The organism is Amycolatopsis orientalis DSM 43388, assembly GCF_000411975.1.
Lineage (GTDB): Bacteria > Actinomycetota > Actinomycetes > Mycobacteriales > Pseudonocardiaceae > Amycolatopsis > Amycolatopsis orientalis_D.
On record NZ_ASXG01000186.1, the window covers coordinates 13,420 to 34,627 of the forward strand.

Consider the following 21,208-nt stretch of genomic DNA (forward strand, 5'->3'; position numbering starts at 1 on the left):
TCAGACCGCGCGCGCCCCGTCCTGCCACACTTCCCGGACGTTCCCCGCCAGCGCCGGGAAATCGTACCCATCGCCCGAAACGACCACGAGGTCCGCGCGATACCCCGGAGCCAGCCGGCCCAGCTCGGCGTCCTTGCCCAGCAGCCGGGCGGCCGACGACGTCGCGGCGACCAGCACGTCCGCGGGGCTCATCCCGGCCGAGCGCATCAGTTCCAGCTCTTCGAGATTCGTTCCGTGCGGGCCGACGCCGCTGTCGGTGCCCATCGCGATCCGGACCCCGGCCTCGACGGCCCGGCGCACCGAATCCAGGTGCACCTCCGCGACCTCTTTCGCCTTCTGCACCACCGCGTCCGGCAGCGCGGCGCCCGCGGCCGCCGCGCGGATGACGTTCACCGGGGCCACCAGCGTCGGGACGAGCCAGGTGCCGCGCGCGAGCATCAGTTCGATCGCCTCGTCGTCGAGGTAGATGCCGTGCTCGATCGACCGGATCCCCGCGCGGACCGCGTTCTTGACGCCCTCCGCACCTTGCGCGTGAGCCATCACCGCCCGCCCCTGCATGGCCGCTTCGGCGACCAGGACGTCCAATTCCTCCGGCGTGAACTGCGAATGCCGCGGGTCGTCGCGCGGCGACAGGACGCCGCCGGTGGTGCAGACCTTCAGCACGTCGGCCCCGGCCCGCAGCAGAGTGCGCGCGACTCGGCGCATCTCGTCCGGGCCGTCCGCCAGCGCGCTCGGCCGGCCGGGGTGCGGAAGCGACAGCGGGACGCAATGCCCGGACGGCATCCAGCCATCGCCGTGCCCGCCGGTCGGGCTGATCAGGCCGACCGCGATGTCCAAGCGGGGACCCGGAATCAGGCCGTCCGCGACCGCCTGCTTGATGCCGAGATCGGCCCCGGCGGCGTCGCGCACCGTCGTGATGCCGAGTTTCAGCGTGGTCCACAGGTTCCGGGCCGCCTCGTAGAACTGGTACGAGAACGGCTTCTGCACCCGCTGCAGCAGCCCGAGGTCGGACACCGTGACGTGCACGTGGCAGTCGAACATCCCGGGCAGCAGCGTCGTTCCAGCGCAGTCCACCGCGCGGTCTCCGTCGAGGCCGGCGCCGACCTCCACGATCCGGCCGTCCTCGACCACGACGTCCGCCGGCGCGGGCTCGCTGCCCGTTCCGTCGAACACCGTGCCGCCGGTGAAAAGGGTTCGCGTCATACCGGTTCTCCTGTCTGCACCACGTCTCCGGACCGGGTCACGGCCCGTTCGATCAGCGCCGCGAGCGCGAGCACGATCACGTTAACCGCAAGCCCGACCAGCCCGACGTTCACCGTCCCGACGAGCTTCGGGTCCACGAAGGTCAGCCAGATCACCACGACCTCGCCCGCCAGCAGCCCGGCGAACACCGGGGCCTTGCCGACCGGGACCTTCTTCAGGAAGCCCAGCAGATTCGCCGGGGCCAGCTGCACCGAGCCGGAATAGGTGAGCAGCAGCAGGTTCGCCAGCAGATCCGGCCGGAAGATGCCGAGCACGAGAGCGAGCGCGCTGGCCAGCACGACCGTGCCGTGGTTGATCCAGAACTGCTTGCGTTCGCTGCGCACCCGCGTGATGTTCCGTGCCACCAAAGAGGAAATGCCGATCAGGATGCCCCCCGCGGGCACCATCGCGGTGGCGGTCGCGGCGACGACCACGAGCCCGGTCACCCAGCCCGGCAGCGCGTCCTTGCTCAACGTCAGCAAGACGCCGTTCGGATCGTTTCCCTTGGGCACCACCAGAATCGCCGCGAACCCGATGATCATCGGCAGCAGCAGGCACAGCTCGTACACCGGCATCCAGGTGTAGTTGCGGCGCAGCACCTTCGGGTCGCGCGCGGACATCAGCGCCGGCCAGGTGTGCGGCAGCGTCATCAGCCCGACGCCGATCGCGCTGACCAGCATGCTCGTGACGAACCACGTGTGGTCGTTCGCCCCGGCGTGCACGAACAGCTTCTCCGGGTGCAGCTGGTCGATCTTGCGGAACACCCCGGACACGCCGCCGGCGAAATGCGCGGGCACCGCGACGATCAGCACCACCAGGACGACGAGCATGATCGCGTCCTTGAAATACGACGTCGCCGCCACCCCGCGCAGCCCGGCCCACAGCACGAACGCCACCACCAGCACGCTGCCGGCGATCATGCTGAGCGTGCCGGACGCGTGGTCGCCGGTCACCAGCCGGACGATCAGCCCGAGCCCGGTGATCTGCAACTGCAGATACGGCAGCACGAACACCACGCCGAGAATCGCCGACACCGTGCCCAGCGCCCGGCTCGAATACCGGTCCTCGAGAAAATCGCCCTGGGTGAGGTAACCGCGCTCCTTGCCCATCCGCCAGATCCGCTTGGCGAGGAAAAACAGGACCACATAAGCGATCGGCACGTACGGCAGCGCGTACATCGCGGCCACGCCGCCGGAGAACGCCAGCCCGGCCATGCCGAGGAAGGTGAAGGTCGTGAAAACCTCCCCGGCCTGCAGGAACCACATGGTCAGCGCACCGAACTTCCGACCGCCGACGGTCCATTCCGCCAGATCCGCGGCCGGACGACGCCGCCCGACGAAACCGAGCACGCCGATCAGCACGATCCCGGCGAGAGTGAAGGCGAGGATCATCGTCAATCCTCCTCGCCGGCGCGCGACATCAACCGCTCGGACAGCAGCAGAGCCGGAGTGAACATCAGACACCAGAACGCGCCCCACACCATCATCTTCGGCAAGCCCATCCACAGGCCGGAGGAGTTGACGAAGGGAAGGAACGGCATCAGGACGAGAGCGGCTACGGGGACGAGTGGGGGGAGGTAGTAGCTACGCATGTGGACACGCTGCCAGAAGGAACGGCTCTCGGCAGTGTTTGATGGCGCCGACTGGGTTTGATGGCGCCGACTTCGTCGGCGCGGCGGGATCGCCTTTAAGTCGGCGTGTGAAGGGGCAGTGCACCCGGCCCGGGGGGCCGTGCGCACTGCCCCTTCACACGCCGACGCGATCCCGCGGGCGGGTCCAGTGAGCGAAAAGTCGTGGGGAGGTGGGGGGCAGGACGGCGGCCGGGTTAGCGGGAGTTGGGCTGTTTGCCAGGCGGTACGGGCGGGGGTCGCGGCGGTGGATTTCGCGGAGGGGCCGTCGGCGTGCGACGGGGTGCCGCGCGTTTGAGCAGGGCGGCTTCCGCGATGCACAAGACGATGGTGGGGACAACCCCAGCACGATCGGTCGGGTCTGCTGGTTTCCCGCCGCGGCTCCGCGCCGCAATACTCGCCGGGGTGACCACCGAAAAGCTCGTCCTCCCCTCGCCCCCGCGGCCGGGAAGCGACTTCGCCCGGCTCTGCCGCCGGATCACCGACGCCGGGCTGCTCGACCGGCGCCCCGGCTACTACACCGCTCGAATCGCGCTCGTGACCGTGCTGTTCGCGGGAGGCTGGGTCGCGTTCGCGCTGCTCGGCGACTCGTGGTGGCAGCTCGCCGTGGCCGCGTTCCAGGCGTTCCTGTCCGGGCAGATCGCCCTGCTTTCGCACGATCTGGCGCACCGGCAGGTGTTCCGGACGCGCCGACCCGCGGAGATCGCCGGGCGGCTCGCCGGCAACCTCGGCATCGGCATGAGCTACGGGTGGTGGATGGACAAGCACACCCGGCACCACGCCAACCCGAACCACGAGGAACTGGACCCGGACGTCGACCCGGACATCCTCGTCTGGTCCCAGCGCCAGGCCCGCGCGGCGCGCGGCCTGCCCCGGTTCGTCGGCAGGCACCAGGCGCTGCTGTTCTTCCCGCTGCTCACCCTCGAAGGCCTCAACCTGCACTGGTCCGGCATCCGCGCGGTCGCGCGCCGGGGACTGCGCCGCCGCGGGACCGAAGCGGCGCTGCTGTTCACCCACTGCGCGGTTTACCTCGCCGCGCTGTTCCTCGTCCTCCCGCCCGGCCTCGCGCTGCTGTTCTTCGCGGTCCACCAGGGACTGTGGGGCGTGTACCTGGGATCGATCTTCGCGCCGAACCACAAGGGCATGCCGACGCTGACCGGCCGCTCGGAACTGGACTTCCTGCGCAAGCAGGTGCTCACCTCCCGGAACGTCGCCGGCGGACCGGTCGTCGACGTCCTGCTCGGCGGCCTCAACCACCAGATCGAGCACCACTTGTTCCCGAGCATGCCGTCGGTGCACCTGCGGCGCGCCCAGCCGATAGTCGAGGCTTATTGCGCCGAGATCGGCATCCCGTACCTGCGCACCGGCCTGGTGTCCTCGTACCGGCAGACCCTGCGCCACCTGCACAAAGCTGGGGAGCCTCTCAGGAACGCCTCGTAGACTCGAAGACATGACCTTCCCAGCATTGACTCCGGTGGCCTTCGGCGCGAAGGCCACCGGAGCTCGTGCGGAACGGATGCGCCAGTCCCCGCAGTACGCCGACGGCGTGTTCCACAACACCGCGCACACTCGGGCGACACCCGCCTCCCCCGGCGCGCTCGTGCGCGAGTTCCTGTTCGGCGAGGACCGAGCCCGCCGCCGTCCGGGCGGCGCGGTCCCCTTGGTCTCCTCTCCCGCCGCGCCGGCGGCCGACGGGCTTTTCCTTACCTGGTACGGACACGCGTCCACGCTGGTGGAGATCGACGGCGCCCGCGTGCTGTGCGATCCGGTGTGGGGCGACCGGGTTTCGCCCGCCGCGTTCGCCGGGCCGCGGCGGCTGCACGCGCCCCCGGTTTCGCTGCGGGAACTGGGCCGCTTGGACGCGATCGTGATCTCCCACGACCACTACGACCACCTGGACCTGCCGACCGTCCAAGCGCTGATTTCGCTGACTGACGCGCCTTTTCTCGTTCCGCTCGGCGTCGGCGCGCACCTCGAACGCTGGCACGTCCCGGCCGCGCGGATCATCGAACTCGACTGGCACGAGGGCGCGCACGTGGCCGGGATCCGGTTCGTCGCCACGCCCGCGCAGCATTTCTCCGGCCGCGGCCTCGCGAACGACAGCACGCTGTGGGCGTCGTGGGTCATCAGCGGCCCGGAACATCGCGTCTACTACAGCGGCGACACCGGGTATTTCCCGGGTTTCGCGGAAATCGGCGCCAAGCACGGCCCGTTCGACGCGACGCTGATCCAGGTCGGCGCGTACGCCCCGAACTGGCCGGACATCCACATGACGCCGGAGGAAGGCGTCGCCGCCCACCTGGACGTGCGCGGCGGGCTGCTGGTCCCGGTGCACTGGGCGACGTTCACGCTGGCCATGCACACCTGGTCGGATCCCGCGGACCGGGTGTGGCGGGAGGCCAAGGCCAACGACCTCCCGCTCGCGATCCCGAAACCCGGGGAGCGGATCGACGCGTCCGCTCCCCCTCCGGTGGACGGCTGGTGGCAGGCCCTCGGCTAGACCGCGGCGCGCGAGGGCGCGAACCCGATCCGGTGCCGATGCAGGTCCCCGAACATCTTCTCCGGGCTCATCACCGTCTTCATCAGCACCGGCATCAGCAGGTCGCGCATCACTCGCGCCACCGGCCCGGCCGCCTTGTCGTGGTTGATTTTCGCCGCCCGCGCGATGATCCGCTCGACCCGTTCCCGCCGCGCCGCCTCGTACTGGGCGAATGCCGTCGCCACGTCCGGTGCGTCCCGCAGCGCACGGGCCAGTTCGAGCGAACTCTCGACCGCCTGCGACGCTCCCTGCCCGGAACTCGGCGACGTCGGATGCGCGGCGTCGCCGACCAGGGCGACCCGGCCGCGGTGCCACGTCCGCACCGTCGGGATGTCTTCCAGAATCCCCGGCCGGGCAACGTCTTCCGGCTTCAGCAGGGCGATGATGTCGCGCGCCGGGACGTCGTCGGCGTGCCGCTCCCGCAGGACCGCTAGCCAGTGCTCCGGCGACGCGGTCTTCGCCTCGGCCGGATCGGCGGCGGGGACGTTGCTGAACCACAGAATCTCGTCCGCGTCGATGAAATAGCCGAAGAACGCCCGCTTGCCGAAAGCGAAATGCTGATACTTCCCGGTGCTCGGCAGACCCGGGTTGCGGATCCAGCCGCCGAGGCCGAGCAGCCCGGTGTAGCGCGGCGCGGGCGCTGCCGGGTCCAAGGCGGACCGGACTGCCGAGCGGATGCCGTCCGCGCCGATCAGCACGTCTCCGGCGGCCGAAGAACCATCCGCGAAGTGCGCGAGCGCCTGGCCCGCTCTGTCCTCAATGGACGTCAGGCGTTTGCCGAATTCGACCGTGATCCCCCGGTTCCGCGCTTCGTCCATCAGCGCGCGGTACAGCCGGTCCCGGCGCAGCAACAGACTCGACGGCAGGTCCGGCAGTCCGTCGAATCTGCCGACTACCCGGCCTTTGTGGTTCTGCAGCACCATTCCGGGCACCTCGATGCCGGCCGCGGCCACCGCGGCGTCGGCGTCGATCTGCCGCAAAGCGTTGCGGCCGTTGGGAGCCAGCGTGAGCGCGCTGCCGACTCCGTCCGCCGCTTTCGGGTAAGCCTCGTAAACCGCGGCTTCGATTCCCGCTCGCTGCAACGCCATCGCCGTGGTCGCCCCGGCGATGCCGCCCCCGATCACCACTACGTTCATGTTCTCCCCTTGAAATAGGTTTCCCACGCCTGCCGGTAGTCCTCCCCGGCGACCGACTCGGCGAGCCGTGCGACGAAGCCGCGCTCCGCCTCCACCTTCGCGAGCCGGTAGTCCTCCTCGACCAGGAACCACCAGGCGAGCCCCTGCTCCCGCCCGGCCTCGATCGTCGCCCGGATCTCGTCGGCGATCGCGGTGAGCGCGGCGAGCCGCTGCTGGAGCAGTTCGGGCACCTCGTCCGCGGGCAGCACCACGAACAGCGACAGCGCCGCCCCGAACAGCGGATACTCGGTGGCCGGTTCGGCGACGAGCTCGCGCATCCAGTCGAACAGCTCGAGCCGGCCGGTGGGCGTGATGGCGTAGACGGTCCGCTCCGGACGCGCCGAATCGCGCAGCGTTTCCCGCGCCGCGATGAACCCGGCCTTCTCCAGCTGCCCGACCACCATGTACAGCGAGCTGCGGGTGTACTTGAAATCCCGCTCCTTGCCGTACTCCACGAACCGCCGCGCCATCTCGTACGGATGCATCGGCTCCTCGAGCAAGCCCGCCAGCACGGCCAGCCCGAGCGGATTCCCCACCACGCGTCGCTTCACCACAGCTCCTTAGTCAGGATCGACTATACGCACATGAGTAGTCGATGTCGACTATCCGAGCGTGCGGTAGGAAGGAGGCATGAAGCTCAAGCTCGATCTTCACGACATCTACAACCGCGGCGGGGAGATCGACCGGGCGCTGCGCGCGGTCATCGACGAGGCGGTCGCGAAGAAGGCGCCGCTCGTGGAGATCATCCCGGGCAAGGGATCCGGGCAGCTGAAGAAGCACGTGCTGCGGTTCCTGGAGCGCAAGGACGTGAAGGCGCTCTACCACCGCGTGGAGAAGGACAAGGACAACTTCGGGCGGGTGTTCGTGCACTTCCGCCGGAAGTAACGCCTCGTGAGCGGCGATGCCGGTTAGAACCGGCATCGCCGCTCACGAGGGAGTCAGAGCCAGTCGTCCGGGCGGGGCCAGGGCATCAGCGCGGTGAGCGCGTCCGGCACCGCTTCGGTGACCGTGTAGCGGCCGCGGTGGAACAGCAGCGGGCGGGCGTCCGACGTGTCGCCCAGCGCGGTCACCCGGCCGACCACCACGTAGTGGTCCCCGGCCGGGTGGACCGCCTGCACCTCGCAGTCCACCCAGGTCAGGGCTCCGTCCAGCAGCGGCGCGCCGGACGGGGCGGGCCGCCAGGACACCCCGGCGAACTTGTCGCCGCCGCGGCGGCCGAACTCGGCGCAGACCGCTTGCTGGTCTTCGGCGAGCACGTTCACCGCGAACGTGCCCGCCGCGGCCAGCGCGGGCCAGGTGCGCGACGTCCGGGCGACGCAGAACAGCACCAGCGGCGGGTCCAGCGACAACGCGGCGAAGGACTGGCAAGCGAAGCCCACCGGCCCGGCCGGAGTGACCGCCGAGGAATCCTCGACATAACCGGTCACCACGGTCACCCCGGTGCAGAAATGGCCGAGCACCTCGCGAAACCGGTCCGGCACCGCCTCCGGGACGGCGGCAGTCATTGCGCGCCCACGGAGAAATCGTGGCCCCACAACGAAACCGCGGTGCTCTCGCGGGCGATCCACGCTTCGTCCTCGACCTGCCGTCCCTCGCAGCCGAACTCGACGTCGAAGCCGCCGGGGGTCTTCATGTAGAACGACAGCATCAGGTCGTTCACGTGCCGGCCGAGCGTCGCCGACATCGGGACGTTCCGGCGCTTCGCGCGGTCCAGGCACAACCCGACGTCGTCGGTCTCCTCGACCTCCACCATCAAGTGCACGATCCCGCTCGGCGTCGGCATCGGCAGGAACGCCAAGCTGTGGTGGCGCGGGTTGCAGCCGAAGAACCGCAGCCACGCCGGGTCGCCGTCGGCCGGGCGGCCCACCATCTGCGGCGGCAGCCGCATCGAATCGCGGAGCCGGAAGCCCAGCACGTCCCGGTAGAACGCCAGCGCCGCCGCGTCGTCGTGAGTCGACAAAACCACATGCCCCAGGCCCTGCTCGCCGGTGACGAACCGGTGGCCGTACGGGCTCACCACGCGCCGGTGCTGCAGCGCGACCCCGTGGAACACCTCCAGGGTGTTGCCGGACGGATCGGTGAAGCTGATCATCTCCGCCACGCGGCGGTCGGCCAGCTCGTCGGGCGTGCCTTCCTTGTACGGCACCGAAGCCGCGTCGAGCCGGGCGCGGACGTCGTCCAGCTCGGCGGCGTTGGCCGCTTCCCAGCCCGCCTGCGCCAACCGGTCCTTCTCCCCCGGCACGATCACCAATCGCGCCGGGAAATCGTCCATGCGCAGGTAAAGCGCGTTCGGGTCGGCGCCCGAACCCTCCACCATGCCGAGCACCTTCAGCCCGTAGACGCGCCAGGCGTCCATGTCCGTGGCTTCGATGCGCAGATATCCCAGCGAACGGATAGCCATCACGAACTCCCGAGGAAGTCGAGGGCGAGTCGGTTGAACTCGTCGAACTTCTCCAGCTGCGCCCAGTGCCCGCAGCCGCCGAACACGTGCAGTTGCGCACGCGGAATCGTCTTCAGCGCCAAGAGGGCGCCGTCGAGCGGGTTGACCCGGTCCTCCCGGCCCCAGACGAGCAAGACCCGTTGCCGCAGGCGGTACGCCTCGCGCCACAACATGCCTTCCTCGAAGGAATCCGGCAGGCTGAACGATGTGCCCATCGCCCGCATCGCGGCGAGCGACTCCGGCGAACGCGCGATCTCGAAGCGTTCGTCGATCAGCTCGTCGGTGACCAGCGACTGGTCGTGCACCATGATCCGGAGGAACGCTTCCATCCGCTCCCGCGTCGGATCCCCGGCGAACTTGGACAGCAGCCGCACGCCTTCGGTCGGGTCCGGGGCGAAGACGTTGACGCTCAGCCCGCCCGCACCCATCAGCACCAGCCGTCCGGCGCGCCCGGGGTGGTTCAGCGCGAGCCGGACCGACGCGCCCGCGCCGAGCGAATTGCCGACGAGGTGCGCCTTTTCGATGCCGAGCCGGTCCATCAGGCCGACGACCGCGTCCGCGCTGTGCCGGAAGTACTGCGGGTGGTCGGTCGGCTTGTCGGACCGGCCGAACCCGGGCTGGTCGATCGCCAGCGTCCGATAAGACTTCCCGAACACCGGCAGGTTCCGGCCGAAGTTGCTCCACGCCGAGGCTCCGGGGCCACCGCCGTGCAGCAACAGCACCGTCTCGGCGTTCTCCGCGCCGGACTCGTGGTAGTGCAGGCGAATCCCGCCCGCAGTGTCTACATAGGAACCTTCAGGCGCCATCAGACCATCGCATTCTCGACAGGCAAGCCGAACTCGCCGGTGCCGAACATGACGTACGCGCGCTCCGCGTCGTTCGCCGCGTGCACCCGGCCCGCGTGCGCGTCGCGCCAGAACCGCTGGATCGGCGTGCCCCGCTGCAGCGCGCGGCCGCCGGAGTTCTCGAAAAGCCGGTCGATCGCGGAGATCGCCCGCTCGGTGCCGCGCACCTGGTCCCGGCGCACCCGCAGCCGCGTGCTGAACGGCAGCTTCTCGCCCTGGCAGGCCAGCTGGTACAGCTCGTCGATGTTGTGCGTCAGCTGCAGCCAGGCCGCGTCGATTTCGCTGGCCGCCTCGGCGATCCGCACCTTCGAGAACGGGTCCTCTTTGGACTGTTCGCCCGCGTACGCCGCCCGCACCCGCTTGCCCTGGTGCTCCACGTGCGCGTCGTACGCGCCCTGCGCCATCCCGATGATCGGCGCGGTGATGGTGCTCGGGTGCACGGAACCGTACGGCAGCCGGTACAGCGGTCCTGGGTTCACCTCCTGGCCCGGGGTCTTGCACTTCGACGTCGCCATGAAGCTCAGCGCGCGGTGCTGCGGCACGAACACGTCCTCGACGACGATGTCGTTGGAGCCGGTGCCGCGCAGCCCGACCGTGTCCCAGACGTCCACAATGGAGTAGTCCGAGATCGGCACGAGATACGTGCAGAAGTCCACCGGCTTGCCGTCGGCGAACGCCGGCCCGCCCAGCAGCACCCACGTGCAGTGGTCGCTTCCGGACGAGAAGCTCCATCGCCCGGACAGCCGGTAGCCGCCCTCGACGACGGTCGCCTTGCCCATCGGCGCGTACGAAGACGAAATCCGCACGTCGTGGTCCTCGCCCCACACGTCCTCCTGGGCACGGGCGTCGAACAACGCGACGTGCCACGGGTGCACGCCGAGAATCGACGCGACCCAGCCGGTGGACCCGCAGGCGCTCGCGATGAGCTTGACCGCGGTGTAGAAGGTGACCGGGTCGGCTTCCAAGCCGCCGTACGGTTTCGGTTGCAGCAGGCGGAAAAATCCGGTCTCCTGCAGCGCTTTCACTGATTCGGCGGGGATCCGACGGGCGTCCTCGGTCTCCTGTGCGCGTTCCCGCAGCACGGGAAGCAGGTCGCGCACCCCCGCGATCACGGCAGCCAGCTCGCTCATCGGCCGTCCTCTCTCGCTCGACACGCTCAAGACTAGAACACGTTCTCGTTTTTGTCGACGCGGTCCGCCCCGCGCGCGCCGTGCAACCCTGCCCGACGACCGGAAAACACGCAGTCAGCCAGCGAAAGACCACTCACGTACGACCTGGAACAGATTCCCACTGCGGTGCGGCCGGCCGCGTAGAGCCCGCGTACACCGGCCACCGCGCCGGTGTCCTCGTCGACCACCAGGCCGCCCAGCGTCAGCATCGGGCACGGGTAGCCGAGGTTGGGTTTCACCGAAACGTCGATCAGCGAGTACGGCGGCGTGTCCAGCGGGCGCGCGAAGTCCGCCGGTTTGCCCGCCGGGTCCGGACCGCGCTGGTACTCGGCATAAGTCGCCGCCAGCCCAGCCGGGTCGATCCCAGCGCGCGCGGCCGCTTCTTCGATGGTCCCGCCGGTCACCCGGCCCTTGCCCAGCAGGTACCGCAGTTGCAGCGTCGCGAACCATTGGCCCTGTTTCCGCCCGTCGCGCCGGGCTTCGGCGACGATCGGCTCGTCGACCAGCAGCCAGCCGCACCCGCCGTGCTCGGAGATCATGCGTTCGCCGATCGCCGCGCCGTACCGGGATTCGTCGATGATCCGCCGTCCGTCCGCGTCCACCAGCAGCCCGCCGAGAAACGCCGTCGGCGGCGTGAGGAACCGCCACGCCGACACCCGGTCCAGCTCCGCCGTGCGCCCGCCGACTTCCAGGCCCATCCGGATGCCGGACCCGTCGTCCGCGGACGTGCCGAGATCCAGCCCGCCGCGATACGCGGGCGCGTGCTCGCGCACCATCGCCCGGTTGACGATGAACCCGCCCGCCGCCAGCACGACGCCCCGGCGCGCGACAATCCGCAGCTCACGCGCGTGCTTGCGTTCGATCCGCTCCACCCGCTGATGCAGCGACCGGCGCATCGCGGGCACATAAATACCCGGCTTCGCCGCCCAATCCGCGAGCCGCGCATGCCGCGTGCGGACCCACGAAGGCGCGTCCCGCAACGTGCGGGTGAGCACGCCGGCGACCGTGCCCGAGTCGTCGGTGACCAGGTTCATCGCCTGCGTCTGCGGCAGCATCCGCACGCCGCGCTCGCGGGCCGCCGCCAGCAACTGCTTCATCAGCAGCTTCCCGGACGTGCCCGGCCCCTTGACCCGGTGCCCGCGCGGCGCGGGTTTCGCCACGTCGCGAAAGCCGCCGGACAGTTCGCTGCCGGAGTAATACAGGTAGTGCTTGTTGCTGGGATACGACGTTTTGTAGTCGCACATGCTGCCCTCGAACGGCACGCCTTGCCGCTCCAGCCACGCGACCATGTCGACGCTTTCCTCGCAGAACCGCCGCAAGGTCCGTTCCGACACGACATCGCCGGTTTCCATCCGCAGGTACGCGTACATCGCGTCCACGCTGTCGTCGACGCCAGCGGCGCGTTGCTGCGGCGTTCCTCCCCCGGCGTAGACCACGCCGCCGCTCACGCGACTGGCCCCGCCGCCGGAAAACCGGTCCACTAGGAGCACGCTGGCGCCCGCGTCGGCCGCTTCGATGGCCGCGCACACGCCGGCCGCGCCGGCTCCGATGATCACGACGTCCGCCCCGAGCTCGTCCATAGTCCGCCACCCTAGAACTGGAACACGTTCTCGTCTATGGTGACGGAAGTGGCCCCGAGCAGGCCAGCTTTAGCCGATAACACGTTGCATGTGAGGTGGCATGTCGGACGAGTACGACGTGGTGGTGGCCGGCAGCGGCGCCGCCGGGATGACCGCCGCGCTCGCCGCCGCCCATCGCGGGCTTTCCGTGGTGGTGCTGGAAAAGGCAGCCTGCTTCGGCGGTTCGACCGCCCGCTCCGGCGGGGGCGTCTGGCTGCCCGGCAACCACGCGCTGCGGGCCGCGGGCATCGAAGAACCACCCGAACGCGCGAGGCAGTACCTGGAGTCGATCGTCGGCGACGTCGTGCCGGAGCAGCTGCGCACGACCTTCCTCGACCACGGCCCCGAGGTGCTGGAGTTCGTCACCCGGAACACGCCGCTGGAGTTCAAGTGGGTGCCGGGCTACAGCGACTACCACCCCGAAGCGCCCGGCGGACGTCCTGGCGGCCGGTCCGTGGAGCCGAAGCCGCTCGACGGCAAACTGCTCGGCGCCGACCTGACCACCCTCGAACCGCCGTACAGCGCGCCTCCGCTCGGCGTGCCGATCACCCAGTCGGACTATCGCTGGCTGAGCCTGATCGCCCGGCATCCGCGCGGAGTCGCCCGGATGCTGTCGCTCGGGATGAAATGGCTGGTCGGACGCCTCCGCGGACAACAACTGCTGTCGATGGGGCAAGCGCTTGCGGCCGGGCTGCGGAAGGGCCTGCGGGACGCGGGCGTCGAGGTGCTGCTGGACACGCCGCTGGTCGACCTGCGGGTGGAAAACGACGTCGTCACCGGCATCGTGGCCCGCCGCGACGGGGCCGAAACGCTGTTCCGCGCGCGCCGCGGGGTGGTGCTGGCCTGCGGCGGCTTCGAGCACAACGAAGAGATGCGCACCAAGTACCAGCGCGCGCCGATCGGCACCGAATGGACCGTCGGCGCGGCGGCGAACACCGGCGACGGCATCAACGCCGGGCTCAAGCTCGGCGCGGCGACCGACCTGATGGACGACGCCTGGTGGGGGCCGTCGTTCCCGCTCACCGGCGGTCCGTGGTTCGCGCTCGCCGAACGATCGCGGCCCGGTTGCCTGATGGTCGACTCGCGGGGCACGCGGTTCGTGAACGAATCCGCGCCGTATGTCGAGGCCGTGCACGCGATGTACGGCGACGGCGACGGTCCGGGCAAGCACGTCCCCGCGTGGCTGGTGTTCGACCAGCGCTACCGCGACCGCTACCTGTTCACCGGCCTCGGCCCGCGGCAGCCGCTGCCCGGGCGCTGGTACAAGGCCGGAATCGTGGCGAAGTCCGCGACGCTGGCCGGGCTCGCCGAGAAGATCGACGTGCCCGCCGACGCGCTGGAGCAGACCGTGACGCGGTTCAACGGCTTCGCGCGCAAGGGCGTCGACGAAGACTTCCAGCGCGGGCTCAGCGCCTACGACCACTACTACGGCGACCCGCGCAACCGTCCCAACCCGAGCCTCGGCGAACTGGCCAAGGCCCCGTACTACGCGGTCCGCGTGGTGCCCGGCGACCTGGGCACCAAGGGCGGGCTGCGGATTGACGAGAACGCCCGCGTCCTGCGCGAGGACGGCACCGTCGTGCCTGGTCTTTACGCTGCGGGCAACACCAGCGCGCCGGTGATGGGCCGGACCTACGCCGGACCGGGCGCGACCATCGGCCCGGCGATGGTGTTCGGCTACCTTGCGGCACAGGCGCTGGCGAACGAAGATCAGACCGGCACGGGAGGCAGGCAGTGACGCCGAAGACCGATGGATCACAGATCCGCACGATCGACGCCGGGGCGCCCCCGGCGCGGTACGCCCGCGGCTGGCACTGCCTCGGGCTCGCGGACAGTTTCCGCGACGGCAAGCCGCACGCGGTGCAGGCGTTCGGCACGAAGCTCGTCGTGTTCGCCGACAGCGCCGGGAAGCTCAACGTGCTCGACGGGTACTGCCGGCACATGGGCGGCGACCTGACCCAGGGCTCGGTGAAGGGCGACGAGGTCGCCTGCCCGTTCCACGACTGGCGGTGGGCGGGCAACGGCAAGTGCAAGTCGATCCCGTACGCCAAGCGGGTCCCGCTGCGGGCGCGCACCCGGTCGTGGCAGGTGCTGGAGGAGAACAAGCAGCTGTTCGTCTGGCACGACCCGGAGGGCAACCCGCCGCCGGAGCACGTCGTGATCCCGCGCGTCGAGGGCGCGTTCAGCGACGAGTGGAGCAACTGGACCTGGGACTCGATCCTGATCGAGAACGCCAACTGCCGCGAGATCATCGACAACGTGGTGGACATGGCGCACTTCTTCTACATCCACTACGCCTTCCCCACGTATTTCAAGAACGTGTTCGAGGGCCACATCGCCACCCAGTACCTCAACACCAAGGGCCGTCCGGACATGGGCATGGCGTCCAATTACGGCGGCGAGGAAAACCTGCTGCGCTCGGAGGCGTCGTACTTCGGCCCCTCCTACATGATCAACTGGCTGGTGAACTCGTTCCAGGGCTTCGAAATCGAGAACGTGCTGATCAACTGCCACTATCCGGTTTCGCCGACGTCGTTCGTGCTGCAGTGGGGCATCATGGTCAAGAAGATGCCCGGGATTTCCGACGAGCACGCGGACAAGATCGCGCAGAAGCTCGCCAAGGGCATCGGCGTCGGATTCCTGCAGGACGTGGAGATCTGGAAGAACAAGACCAAGATCGACAATCCGCTGCTGTGCGAGGAGGACGGTCCGGTCTACCAGCTGCGCCGCTGGTACGAGCAGTTCTATGTGGACGCGGCGGACGTCACCGAGGACATGACGCGCCGGTTCGAGTTCGAAGTGGACACCACGAAGGCGAACGAGGTGTGGGCGGCCGAGGTCCAGGAGAACCTGGCACGCCAGCGGGCGGAGGCCGAAGCCGCGGCTGCGTCGGCCCCGTCGGAGGAGGCTGGGGTGTGACGGCCGAAGCCACCGAATTCCTCACCTCCGGGTTGCGGCCGCACGAGTGCCGCAGCTGCGGAACCTGCGTGCTGGTCAAGAAAAACAGCCTCAAGCACACCAGCATCCAGTGGACCACCGACGCCGCGGCCAGCTGCCCGGTGTTCGCCGCGCACGCCGCTTCCGGCGGCAACACCGCGTTGCTGGACACCTGCGAGAAACTCGCGGACAGCATCGACAGCGCGGTGCGCGAGGGCCAGTTCGGGGAGGTGCGCGGTGACTGAAGTCGTCACGCTCACCGTCGCCGAGGTGATCGAGGAAACCGCGGACGCCCGGTCCATCGTGTTCACCGTGCCGGACGAGCATCTCGACCGGTTCGCCTACTCCCCCGGCCAGTTCCTCACGCTGCGGATCCCCAGCGACCGAACGGGTTCCGTGGCCCGGTGTTATTCGCTCTCGAGCGCGCCGCACGAGGGCCGGGTGCAGGTCACGGTCAAACGGACCGCCGACGGGTACGGCTCGAATTGGGTCTGCGACGAGCTTCGGGCTGGTGCGACGATCGACGTGCTGCGGCCCTCCGGCGTGTTCTGCCCGTCCTCTTTGGACAGTGATTTCCTGTTGTTCGCCGCGGGCAGCGGGATCACGCCGGTGATGTCGATTCTCAAGTCCGCGCTGGAAAAAGGCAGCGGCCAGGTGGTGCTGGTTTACGCCAACCGCGACGAGCAGTCGGTGATTTTCGCCGCGGAATTGCGGGAACTGGCCGAGCGGTTCGGCGACCGGCTGACCGTGGTGCATTGGCTGGAAAGCTTGCAGGGCTTGCCGACCGTCGCGGCGCTGCGGGCGCTCGCCAAGCCATACGCGGGGCATGAAGCATTCCTCTGCGGACCGGCTCCGTTCATGACCGCCGCACAGGACGCGTTGCGCGAACTCGGCGCGCCGCGGGAGCGCGTGCACGTGGAGAAGTTCCACTCGCTCACCGGAAATCCCTTCGCGGACGAGCCGGAGCCCGAGGAGGAGACCGGCGGCGAGACCACCGCGCTCACCGTCGACCTCGACGGCGAGACCCGGCAGCTGTGCTGGCCGCGGCAGCGGAAGCTGCTCGACAATCTGCTCGCCGAGGGCCTCGACGCGCCGTATTCCTGCCGCGAGGGCCAGTGCAGCGCGTGCGCGTGCCGGATCACCTCCGGCGAGGTGAAAATGCTGAACAACGAAGTGCTGGACGCCGAGGACATCGCCGACGGGATCGTGCTGGCCTGCCAGTCGGTACCGTTGACCGACGAGGTGTCCGTCAGTTACGAGTGAGTGGAGAGCCCGTGCCCATCGACCCCGCGCTCGCGATCGGCGCCGATCTCGGCGAGATCCGTTTCGCCTGGACGCCGTCCGACGTGCTGCTGTACCACCTGGCTGTCGGCGCGGGCGCGGATCCGGTCGACGAGCGCGAGCTGCGCTACACCTACGAGCGCGACCTGCGGGTGCTGCCGACCTTCGCCACCGTCGCGGCGAACCTGCGCACCTTCGAGCCGCCGAAGCTGAAGTTCCCCGGCGTCGACATCGACCTGGCGAAGGTGCTGCACGGCAAGCAGGAGATCGAGCTGCACCGGCCGATCCCGGTCGAGGGCAAGGCGGTCGCGCGCACCCGGATCGCCGACGTCTTCGACAAGGGCAAGGCCGCCGTGCTGGTGCAGGAGACCGAAGTCGCCGACGAGTCCGGTGCTCCACTGTGGACAGCCCGGTCCAGCATCTTCGCCCGCGGCGAGGGCGGCTTCGGCGGCGAACGCGGGCCCTCGGACAAGATCGAGTGGCCGAGCCGGGAACCGGACGCGGTGCTCGACGTGCCGACGCTGCCTCAGCAGGCGCTTTTGTACCGGCTGTGCGGCGACCGCAACCCGCTGCACGCCGACCCGGCGTTCGCCAAAGCCGCCGGATTCGATCGGCCGATCCTGCACGGACTGTGCACGTACGGCGTGGTGGCGAAGGCCGTGGTGGACGCGTTCCTCGACGGCGATCCCTCGCGCGTCTCGGCATTCGGGACGAAATTCGCCGGCGTCGTGTTCCCCGGCGAGAAGCTGCGCGTGCGCGTGTGGCGCGAAGACGGCCGGCTGCTGGTCACGACCACCGCCCCGGAGCGCGCCGACGCGCCTGTGCTGGCCGACACACTGCTGACGCCCCGCTGACCATCGGGACCGTTATACGGTTGTCCCATGGCGGACGAGCGAGACGGCACCTTCTTCGTGGTGCGCGGGCCAGTCGAGCCGGGCGACAAGCGCGGCCGCGAGCTGGGCTTCCCCACCGCGAACATCGCGCTGCGCGACCAGCGCGGCGAACTCGGCGACGGAGTGTGGGCCGGCTGGGCGGAGCGAGCGGACGGCGCCCGCGTGGCCGCCGCGGTGTCCGTGGGCCGCCGCCCGACCTACTACGGAGCCGACGGCTACCGGCTGGTAGAAGCCTTCCTGCTCGACTTCGAGGGCGACCTGTACGGCGAGCGCCTCACCGTCTGGCTCGGCAAGCACCTGCGCAACCAGCAGGCGTACGGTTCGTCGCAGGAGCTGATCGACGCACTGGGCCGGGACGTCGCCGCGACTCGCGAATGGGTCGCCGCGCACCCGGCGGACGCCCTGCCGAAGCTCGCCGAACTCCCGCCCGACGGCGAAGTCCAGCGGCTCGGCTAAGCCACCAGGCGCGGGCCGCCAAACGACACCACCGCAGCTTGCGGACGGGCCCCACCCCCGGCGAAGTCCAGCGGCTCGGCGGAATCACACCCCCGCGAGCAGCATGACCCCCATGCCCGCGCCCATCACGGCGCGGCACAGCGTGCGCGACGCGTGCCCCGGCACCGTCGTGCCGCGCGACCGCATCGCCACCACCCCGGAACGGATCGCGTCCACCGCGAAGTAGGCCGCCGCCGCGATCGCGACCGCCGGCCACGCCAGCCGGGTGTCCATTGTGGACATGGTGAGCCACGGCCCGTGCACCATCCCGCCGTGCGGCATCGCGGTGACCATGTACAGCATCGCCGCCGCCGAAAGCGCGTGGTGCGCGCAGCTGTGCCCCTCGGCCCGGCCGCGCCAGGCGGACCAGGCGAACCATCCCGAGGTCAGCACCAGCACCGCCTGCCAGCCCGCGGCCGGGATCGGGCCGCCGACCGGGGACAGCATCGCGACCATCGCCACCACCAGCAGCAGTTCGGCGAGATCGCCGTTGCGCACCCGGTGGCCGAGGCGCACGTAGTCGAGCTTCACCAGGCGCAGCACGCACGGCAGCGCCAGCGACGCGTACAGCGCGGTGAACAACCAGGCCAGCGGGACAGTCACCTCGGCACCTCGTTCCTCTGGACACGCAGCGTCACCCGGTCCTCACCACCGTGACACGCGACGGGCGCGGGACACCAGCCAGCAATGAGGTGATCCGCGTTGACCCACAAGGGCTATGCGCGCATCGGCAAACCCAGGTCAGACCGCTACTCTTGGCGGATGCGCCCGCTGAGATACTCCATCAACGTCACCCTGGACGGGTGCGTCGACCACCTCGCCGGCATCGCCCCGGACGAGGAACTGCACCAGTACTCGACCGAGATCATCGCGCGTGCCGACGCCCTCCTCTTCGGCCGGGTGATCTACGAAATGATGGAAGAGGCGTGGCGGGCCTCCGCCCAGCCCGTCGAGCGCCCGGACTGGATGGAACCGTTCGCCCGCACGATCGACGCGGCGAAGAAGTACGTCGTGTCCAGCAAGCTCGAAAGCGTCGACTGGAACGCCGAACTCGTGCGCGGCGACCTGCGGGAAGCGGTGCTGCGGCTCAAAGACCAGCCCGGCAAGGGGCTGTACACCGGCGGCGTGCGGCTCCCGCTCGCGCTGGCCTCGATGGGGTTGATCGACGAGTACGAGTTCGTGGTGCATCCCCGGATCGTGGGACACGGGCCGACGTTGTTCGCCGGGCTGCCGGAGCACCTCGACCTCACGCTCGTGGACCGGCGGGAGTTCACCTCCGGAGCGGTTTCGCTGCGTTACGTGCCGAAGACAGCTCAGCGAGCCTGAGTCAACACCAGACCACTCGTCGGGACGCCGGTTCCCGCCGTCACCACCGCGGTGCCGGCGTTCGCGACCTGGTTCGCCGCCGTGCCGCGCAACTGCCGGACCGCCTCCGCGATGCCGTTCATGCCGTGGATGTAGGCCTCGCCGAGCTGGCCGCCGTGCGGATTGAGCGGCAGCTTCCCGTCGAGGGTCAGCGTGTCGCCCGCGATGAAGTCCTTCGCCTCGCCGCGGCCGCAGAAACCCAGTTCCTCCAGCTGCATCAGCACGTACGGGGTGAAGTGGTCGTACAGCACCGCGACGTCCACATCGGACGGACCGATCCCGGACTGCGCCCACAGCTGCCGTCCGACCACGCCCATTTCCGGCAGCGCGGCGAGTTCGTCGCGGTAGTAGCTCGTCATCACGTACTGGTCCGGCCCGCTTCCCTGCGCTGCCGCCGAGACCACTACCGGCGCCTGCCGCAGGTCGCGCGCGCGTTCGAGACTGGTGATCACGAGCGCGACGCCGCCGTCGCTTTCCTGACAGCAATCGAGCAGGTGCAACGGTTCCGCGACCCAGCGCGAAGCCTGATGCTCCGCCAGCGTGATCGGCCGGCCGTGGAACCAGGCGTTCGGATTGGTCGCCGCGTGCGCCCGGTCGACGACCGCGATCTTGCCGAAATCCTCGCTGGTGGCTCCGTATTCGTGCAGATAACGCTGCGCGACCATGGCCACGGTCGCGGCGGGGGTCGCGATGCCCATCGGATAGTGGAACGCGTTGTCCACTCCGGACGTGTTCACCTGCTGCGCCGCGGCCGCCGACACCCGCCCGAACCGCATTCCGGACCGCTCGTTGAACGCCCGGTACGCCACCACGACGTCGGCGATCCCGCTGGCGACCGCCATCGCCGCCTGTTGCACGGTCGCCGCCGCCGCGCCGCCGCCGTAGTGCACCCGGCTGAAGAACGTCAGCTCCGGGATGCCCAGTTCGCGGGCCAGCGCGATTTCCGCGTTGCCGTCCATGGTGAACGACACCATGCCGTCCACATCGGACGGAGTCAGTCCGGCATCGGCCAGTGCGTGGCTGACGCATTCGGCAGCCAGCCGCAGCTCGCTGCGTCCGGAGTCCTTGGAGAACTCCGTCGCGCCGATCCCGGCGATGGCGGTGGTCCCGGTGAACGTCATGCGTCCTCCTCCGGCAGCGTCAGCGAAACCGTGCCGGTCACGTGCGCACCGAGACTGTCCACAGCGGACACTTCCAGCTCGACTTCCGCGCCGTCGCGAGCGGTGACCCGGCCGGTGAAAGTGAGCGTGTCCCCGGCGTAGCACGGCACGCCGAGCCGGATCTTGATCGAGCGGATGAGCGCCTCCGGACCGGCCCACTCGCTTACATATCGCTGCACAAGCCCGGTGTCAGTAAGGATATTGAGGAAAATATCCTTCGAACCGCGCGCGACGGCGGCGTCGCGGTCGTGGTGCACGTCCTGGAAATCTCGCGTCGCCAAGGCGGTGCTGATGACGAACGTCGGCGTCGCCTCGAGCACCAGCGGCGGCAGTTCGGTCCCGACTGCGGCAGTCATCGCGCCCTACCTTCATGACGTGCCGCCGGTCGTCCGGAATGATCGGTGGGCGCGGGCGGGATCGG

General features: G+C 69.6%; 23 protein-coding genes. 10 read left to right on the forward strand and 13 right to left on the reverse strand.

Annotated features, from left to right (window positions below; translation table 11 throughout):
• From L942_RS38355 to L942_RS38365, 3 genes are read right to left on the reverse strand one after another with little or no spacing between them, the layout of a single operon-like run.
• Entirely contained in the window at nt 1-1,203 is a 1,203-nt protein-coding gene (locus L942_RS38355; protein ID WP_037369820.1) for a metal-dependent hydrolase family protein, read from the reverse strand.
• Complete coding sequence (locus tag L942_RS38360; protein ID WP_051166534.1) at nt 1,200-2,633, reverse strand: sodium:solute symporter family protein; 1,434 nt, start codon at nt 2,631-2,633, stop codon at nt 1,200-1,202. Before L942_RS38360 ends, L942_RS38355 begins: the two co-directional genes overlap by 4 nt.
• A 2-nt stretch (nt 2,634-2,635) precedes the next feature.
• Nucleotides 2,636-2,833, reverse strand: coding sequence for a hypothetical protein (locus tag L942_RS38365; RefSeq protein ID WP_037369826.1), 198 nt, complete (start codon nt 2,831-2,833; stop codon nt 2,636-2,638).
• A gap of 441 nt (nt 2,834-3,274) precedes the next feature.
• On the opposite strand from L942_RS38365, the gene L942_RS38370 reads away from it, so the two are divergent.
• Together L942_RS38370 and L942_RS38375 are read left to right on the forward strand one after the other, a co-directional pair.
• Nucleotides 3,275-4,309 (forward strand): fatty acid desaturase family protein, encoded by a 1,035-nt coding sequence (locus L942_RS38370; RefSeq protein ID WP_037369829.1) that lies wholly within the window; start codon nt 3,275-3,277, stop codon nt 4,307-4,309.
• A 10-nt stretch (nt 4,310-4,319) separates the two neighbouring features.
• Complete coding sequence (locus L942_RS38375; protein WP_037369831.1) at nt 4,320-5,369, forward strand: MBL fold metallo-hydrolase; 1,050 nt, start codon at nt 4,320-4,322, stop codon at nt 5,367-5,369.
• Here the strand turns inward: L942_RS38375 and L942_RS38380 are convergent.
• Nucleotides 5,366-6,544 carry an FAD-dependent oxidoreductase gene (locus L942_RS38380; RefSeq protein ID WP_037369834.1) on the reverse strand — a complete coding sequence of 393 codons (1,179 nt, stop codon included), beginning with the start codon at nt 6,542-6,544 and terminating at the stop codon, nt 5,366-5,368. The two genes, L942_RS38375 and L942_RS38380, sit on opposite strands and share 4 nt — an antisense overlap.
• Nucleotides 6,541-7,134: a PadR family transcriptional regulator gene (locus L942_RS38385; protein ID WP_235079633.1), complete on the reverse strand. Its 594-nt coding sequence runs from the start codon at nt 7,132-7,134 to the stop codon at nt 6,541-6,543. Before L942_RS38385 ends, L942_RS38380 begins: the two co-directional genes overlap by 4 nt.
• 79 nt (nt 7,135-7,213) lie before the next feature.
• On the opposite strand from L942_RS38385, the gene L942_RS38390 reads away from it, so the two are divergent.
• Nucleotides 7,214-7,468, forward strand: coding sequence for a Smr/MutS family protein (locus L942_RS38390; RefSeq protein ID WP_037369838.1), 255 nt, complete (start codon nt 7,214-7,216; stop codon nt 7,466-7,468).
• Nucleotides 7,469-7,521: 53 nt separating this feature from the next.
• Here L942_RS38390 and hsaB read toward each other — a convergent pair whose 3' ends face one another.
• From hsaB to L942_RS38415, 5 genes are read right to left on the reverse strand one after another with little or no spacing between them, the layout of a single operon-like run.
• The gene (hsaB, locus tag L942_RS38395) at nt 7,522-8,088 is read right to left on the reverse strand and encodes a 3-hydroxy-9,10-secoandrosta-1,3,5(10)-triene-9,17-dione monooxygenase reductase subunit (RefSeq protein ID WP_037369840.1); all 567 of its coding nucleotides are present in this window, start codon (nt 8,086-8,088) and stop codon (nt 7,522-7,524) included.
• Complete coding sequence (hsaC, locus tag L942_RS38400; protein ID WP_037369842.1) at nt 8,085-8,984, reverse strand: iron-dependent extradiol dioxygenase HsaC; 900 nt, start codon at nt 8,982-8,984, stop codon at nt 8,085-8,087. Before hsaC ends, hsaB begins: the two co-directional genes overlap by 4 nt.
• Nucleotides 8,984-9,829, reverse strand: coding sequence for a 4,5:9,10-diseco-3-hydroxy-5,9,17-trioxoandrosta-1(10),2-diene-4-oate hydrolase (gene hsaD / locus L942_RS38405; protein ID WP_200863058.1), 846 nt, complete (start codon nt 9,827-9,829; stop codon nt 8,984-8,986). The genes hsaC and hsaD overlap by 1 nt, the downstream gene beginning before the upstream one ends.
• Nucleotides 9,829-10,998, reverse strand: coding sequence for a 3-hydroxy-9,10-secoandrosta-1,3,5(10)-triene-9,17-dione monooxygenase oxygenase subunit (gene hsaA / locus L942_RS38410; RefSeq protein WP_037369844.1), 1,170 nt, complete (start codon nt 10,996-10,998; stop codon nt 9,829-9,831). Before hsaA ends, hsaD begins: the two co-directional genes overlap by 1 nt.
• Nucleotides 10,999-11,030: 32 nt before the next feature.
• Nucleotides 11,031-12,617 (reverse strand): FAD-binding protein, encoded by a 1,587-nt coding sequence (locus tag L942_RS38415; protein ID WP_037369845.1) that lies wholly within the window; start codon nt 12,615-12,617, stop codon nt 11,031-11,033.
• Nucleotides 12,618-12,717: 100 nt separating this feature from the next.
• On the opposite strand from L942_RS38415, the gene kstD reads away from it, so the two are divergent.
• From kstD to L942_RS38445, 6 genes are read left to right on the forward strand one after another with little or no spacing between them, the layout of a single operon-like run.
• Nucleotides 12,718-14,394, forward strand: coding sequence for a 3-oxosteroid 1-dehydrogenase (gene kstD, locus L942_RS38420; protein WP_037369847.1), 1,677 nt, complete (start codon nt 12,718-12,720; stop codon nt 14,392-14,394).
• A complete protein-coding gene (locus L942_RS38425; RefSeq protein WP_037369849.1) occupies nt 14,391-15,575 on the forward strand; it encodes a Rieske 2Fe-2S domain-containing protein in 1,185 nt (394 codons plus the stop codon). Before kstD ends, L942_RS38425 begins: the two co-directional genes overlap by 4 nt.
• A complete protein-coding gene (locus L942_RS38430; protein ID WP_037369851.1) occupies nt 15,572-15,838 on the forward strand; it encodes a hypothetical protein in 267 nt (88 codons plus the stop codon). The genes L942_RS38425 and L942_RS38430 overlap by 4 nt, the downstream gene beginning before the upstream one ends.
• Entirely contained in the window at nt 15,831-16,856 is a 1,026-nt protein-coding gene (locus L942_RS38435) for a ferredoxin--NADP reductase (protein ID WP_037369854.1), read from the forward strand. Before L942_RS38430 ends, L942_RS38435 begins: the two co-directional genes overlap by 8 nt.
• Before the next feature lie 11 nt (nt 16,857-16,867).
• A complete protein-coding gene (locus tag L942_RS38440; RefSeq protein WP_037369856.1) occupies nt 16,868-17,728 on the forward strand; it encodes a MaoC/PaaZ C-terminal domain-containing protein in 861 nt (286 codons plus the stop codon).
• A gap of 27 nt (nt 17,729-17,755) precedes the next feature.
• Nucleotides 17,756-18,223, forward strand: coding sequence for a riboflavin kinase (locus L942_RS38445; protein WP_037369859.1), 468 nt, complete (start codon nt 17,756-17,758; stop codon nt 18,221-18,223).
• An 84-nt stretch (nt 18,224-18,307) separates the two neighbouring features.
• Here the strand turns inward: L942_RS38445 and L942_RS38450 are convergent, their stop codons facing one another.
• Nucleotides 18,308-18,865, reverse strand: a complete 558-nt coding sequence (locus L942_RS38450; RefSeq protein ID WP_037369862.1) for a DUF5134 domain-containing protein — start codon at nt 18,863-18,865, stop codon at nt 18,308-18,310.
• Nucleotides 18,866-19,024: 159 nt separating this feature from the next.
• Here L942_RS38450 and L942_RS38455 point away from each other — a divergent pair, with 159 nt between their 5' ends.
• Complete coding sequence (locus tag L942_RS38455) at nt 19,025-19,588, forward strand: dihydrofolate reductase family protein (RefSeq protein ID WP_037369864.1); 564 nt, start codon at nt 19,025-19,027, stop codon at nt 19,586-19,588.
• Here the strand turns inward: L942_RS38455 and L942_RS38460 are convergent.
• Nucleotides 19,576-20,748, reverse strand: a complete 1,173-nt coding sequence (locus L942_RS38460; RefSeq protein ID WP_037369866.1) for a lipid-transfer protein — start codon at nt 20,746-20,748, stop codon at nt 19,576-19,578. The genes L942_RS38455 and L942_RS38460 overlap by 13 nt on opposite strands.
• Nucleotides 20,745-21,143 carry a MaoC family dehydratase gene (locus L942_RS38465; RefSeq protein WP_037369869.1) on the reverse strand — a complete coding sequence of 133 codons (399 nt, stop codon included), beginning with the start codon at nt 21,141-21,143 and terminating at the stop codon, nt 20,745-20,747. Before L942_RS38465 ends, L942_RS38460 begins: the two co-directional genes overlap by 4 nt.
• Between the last annotated feature and the right edge of the window lie 65 nt (nt 21,144-21,208).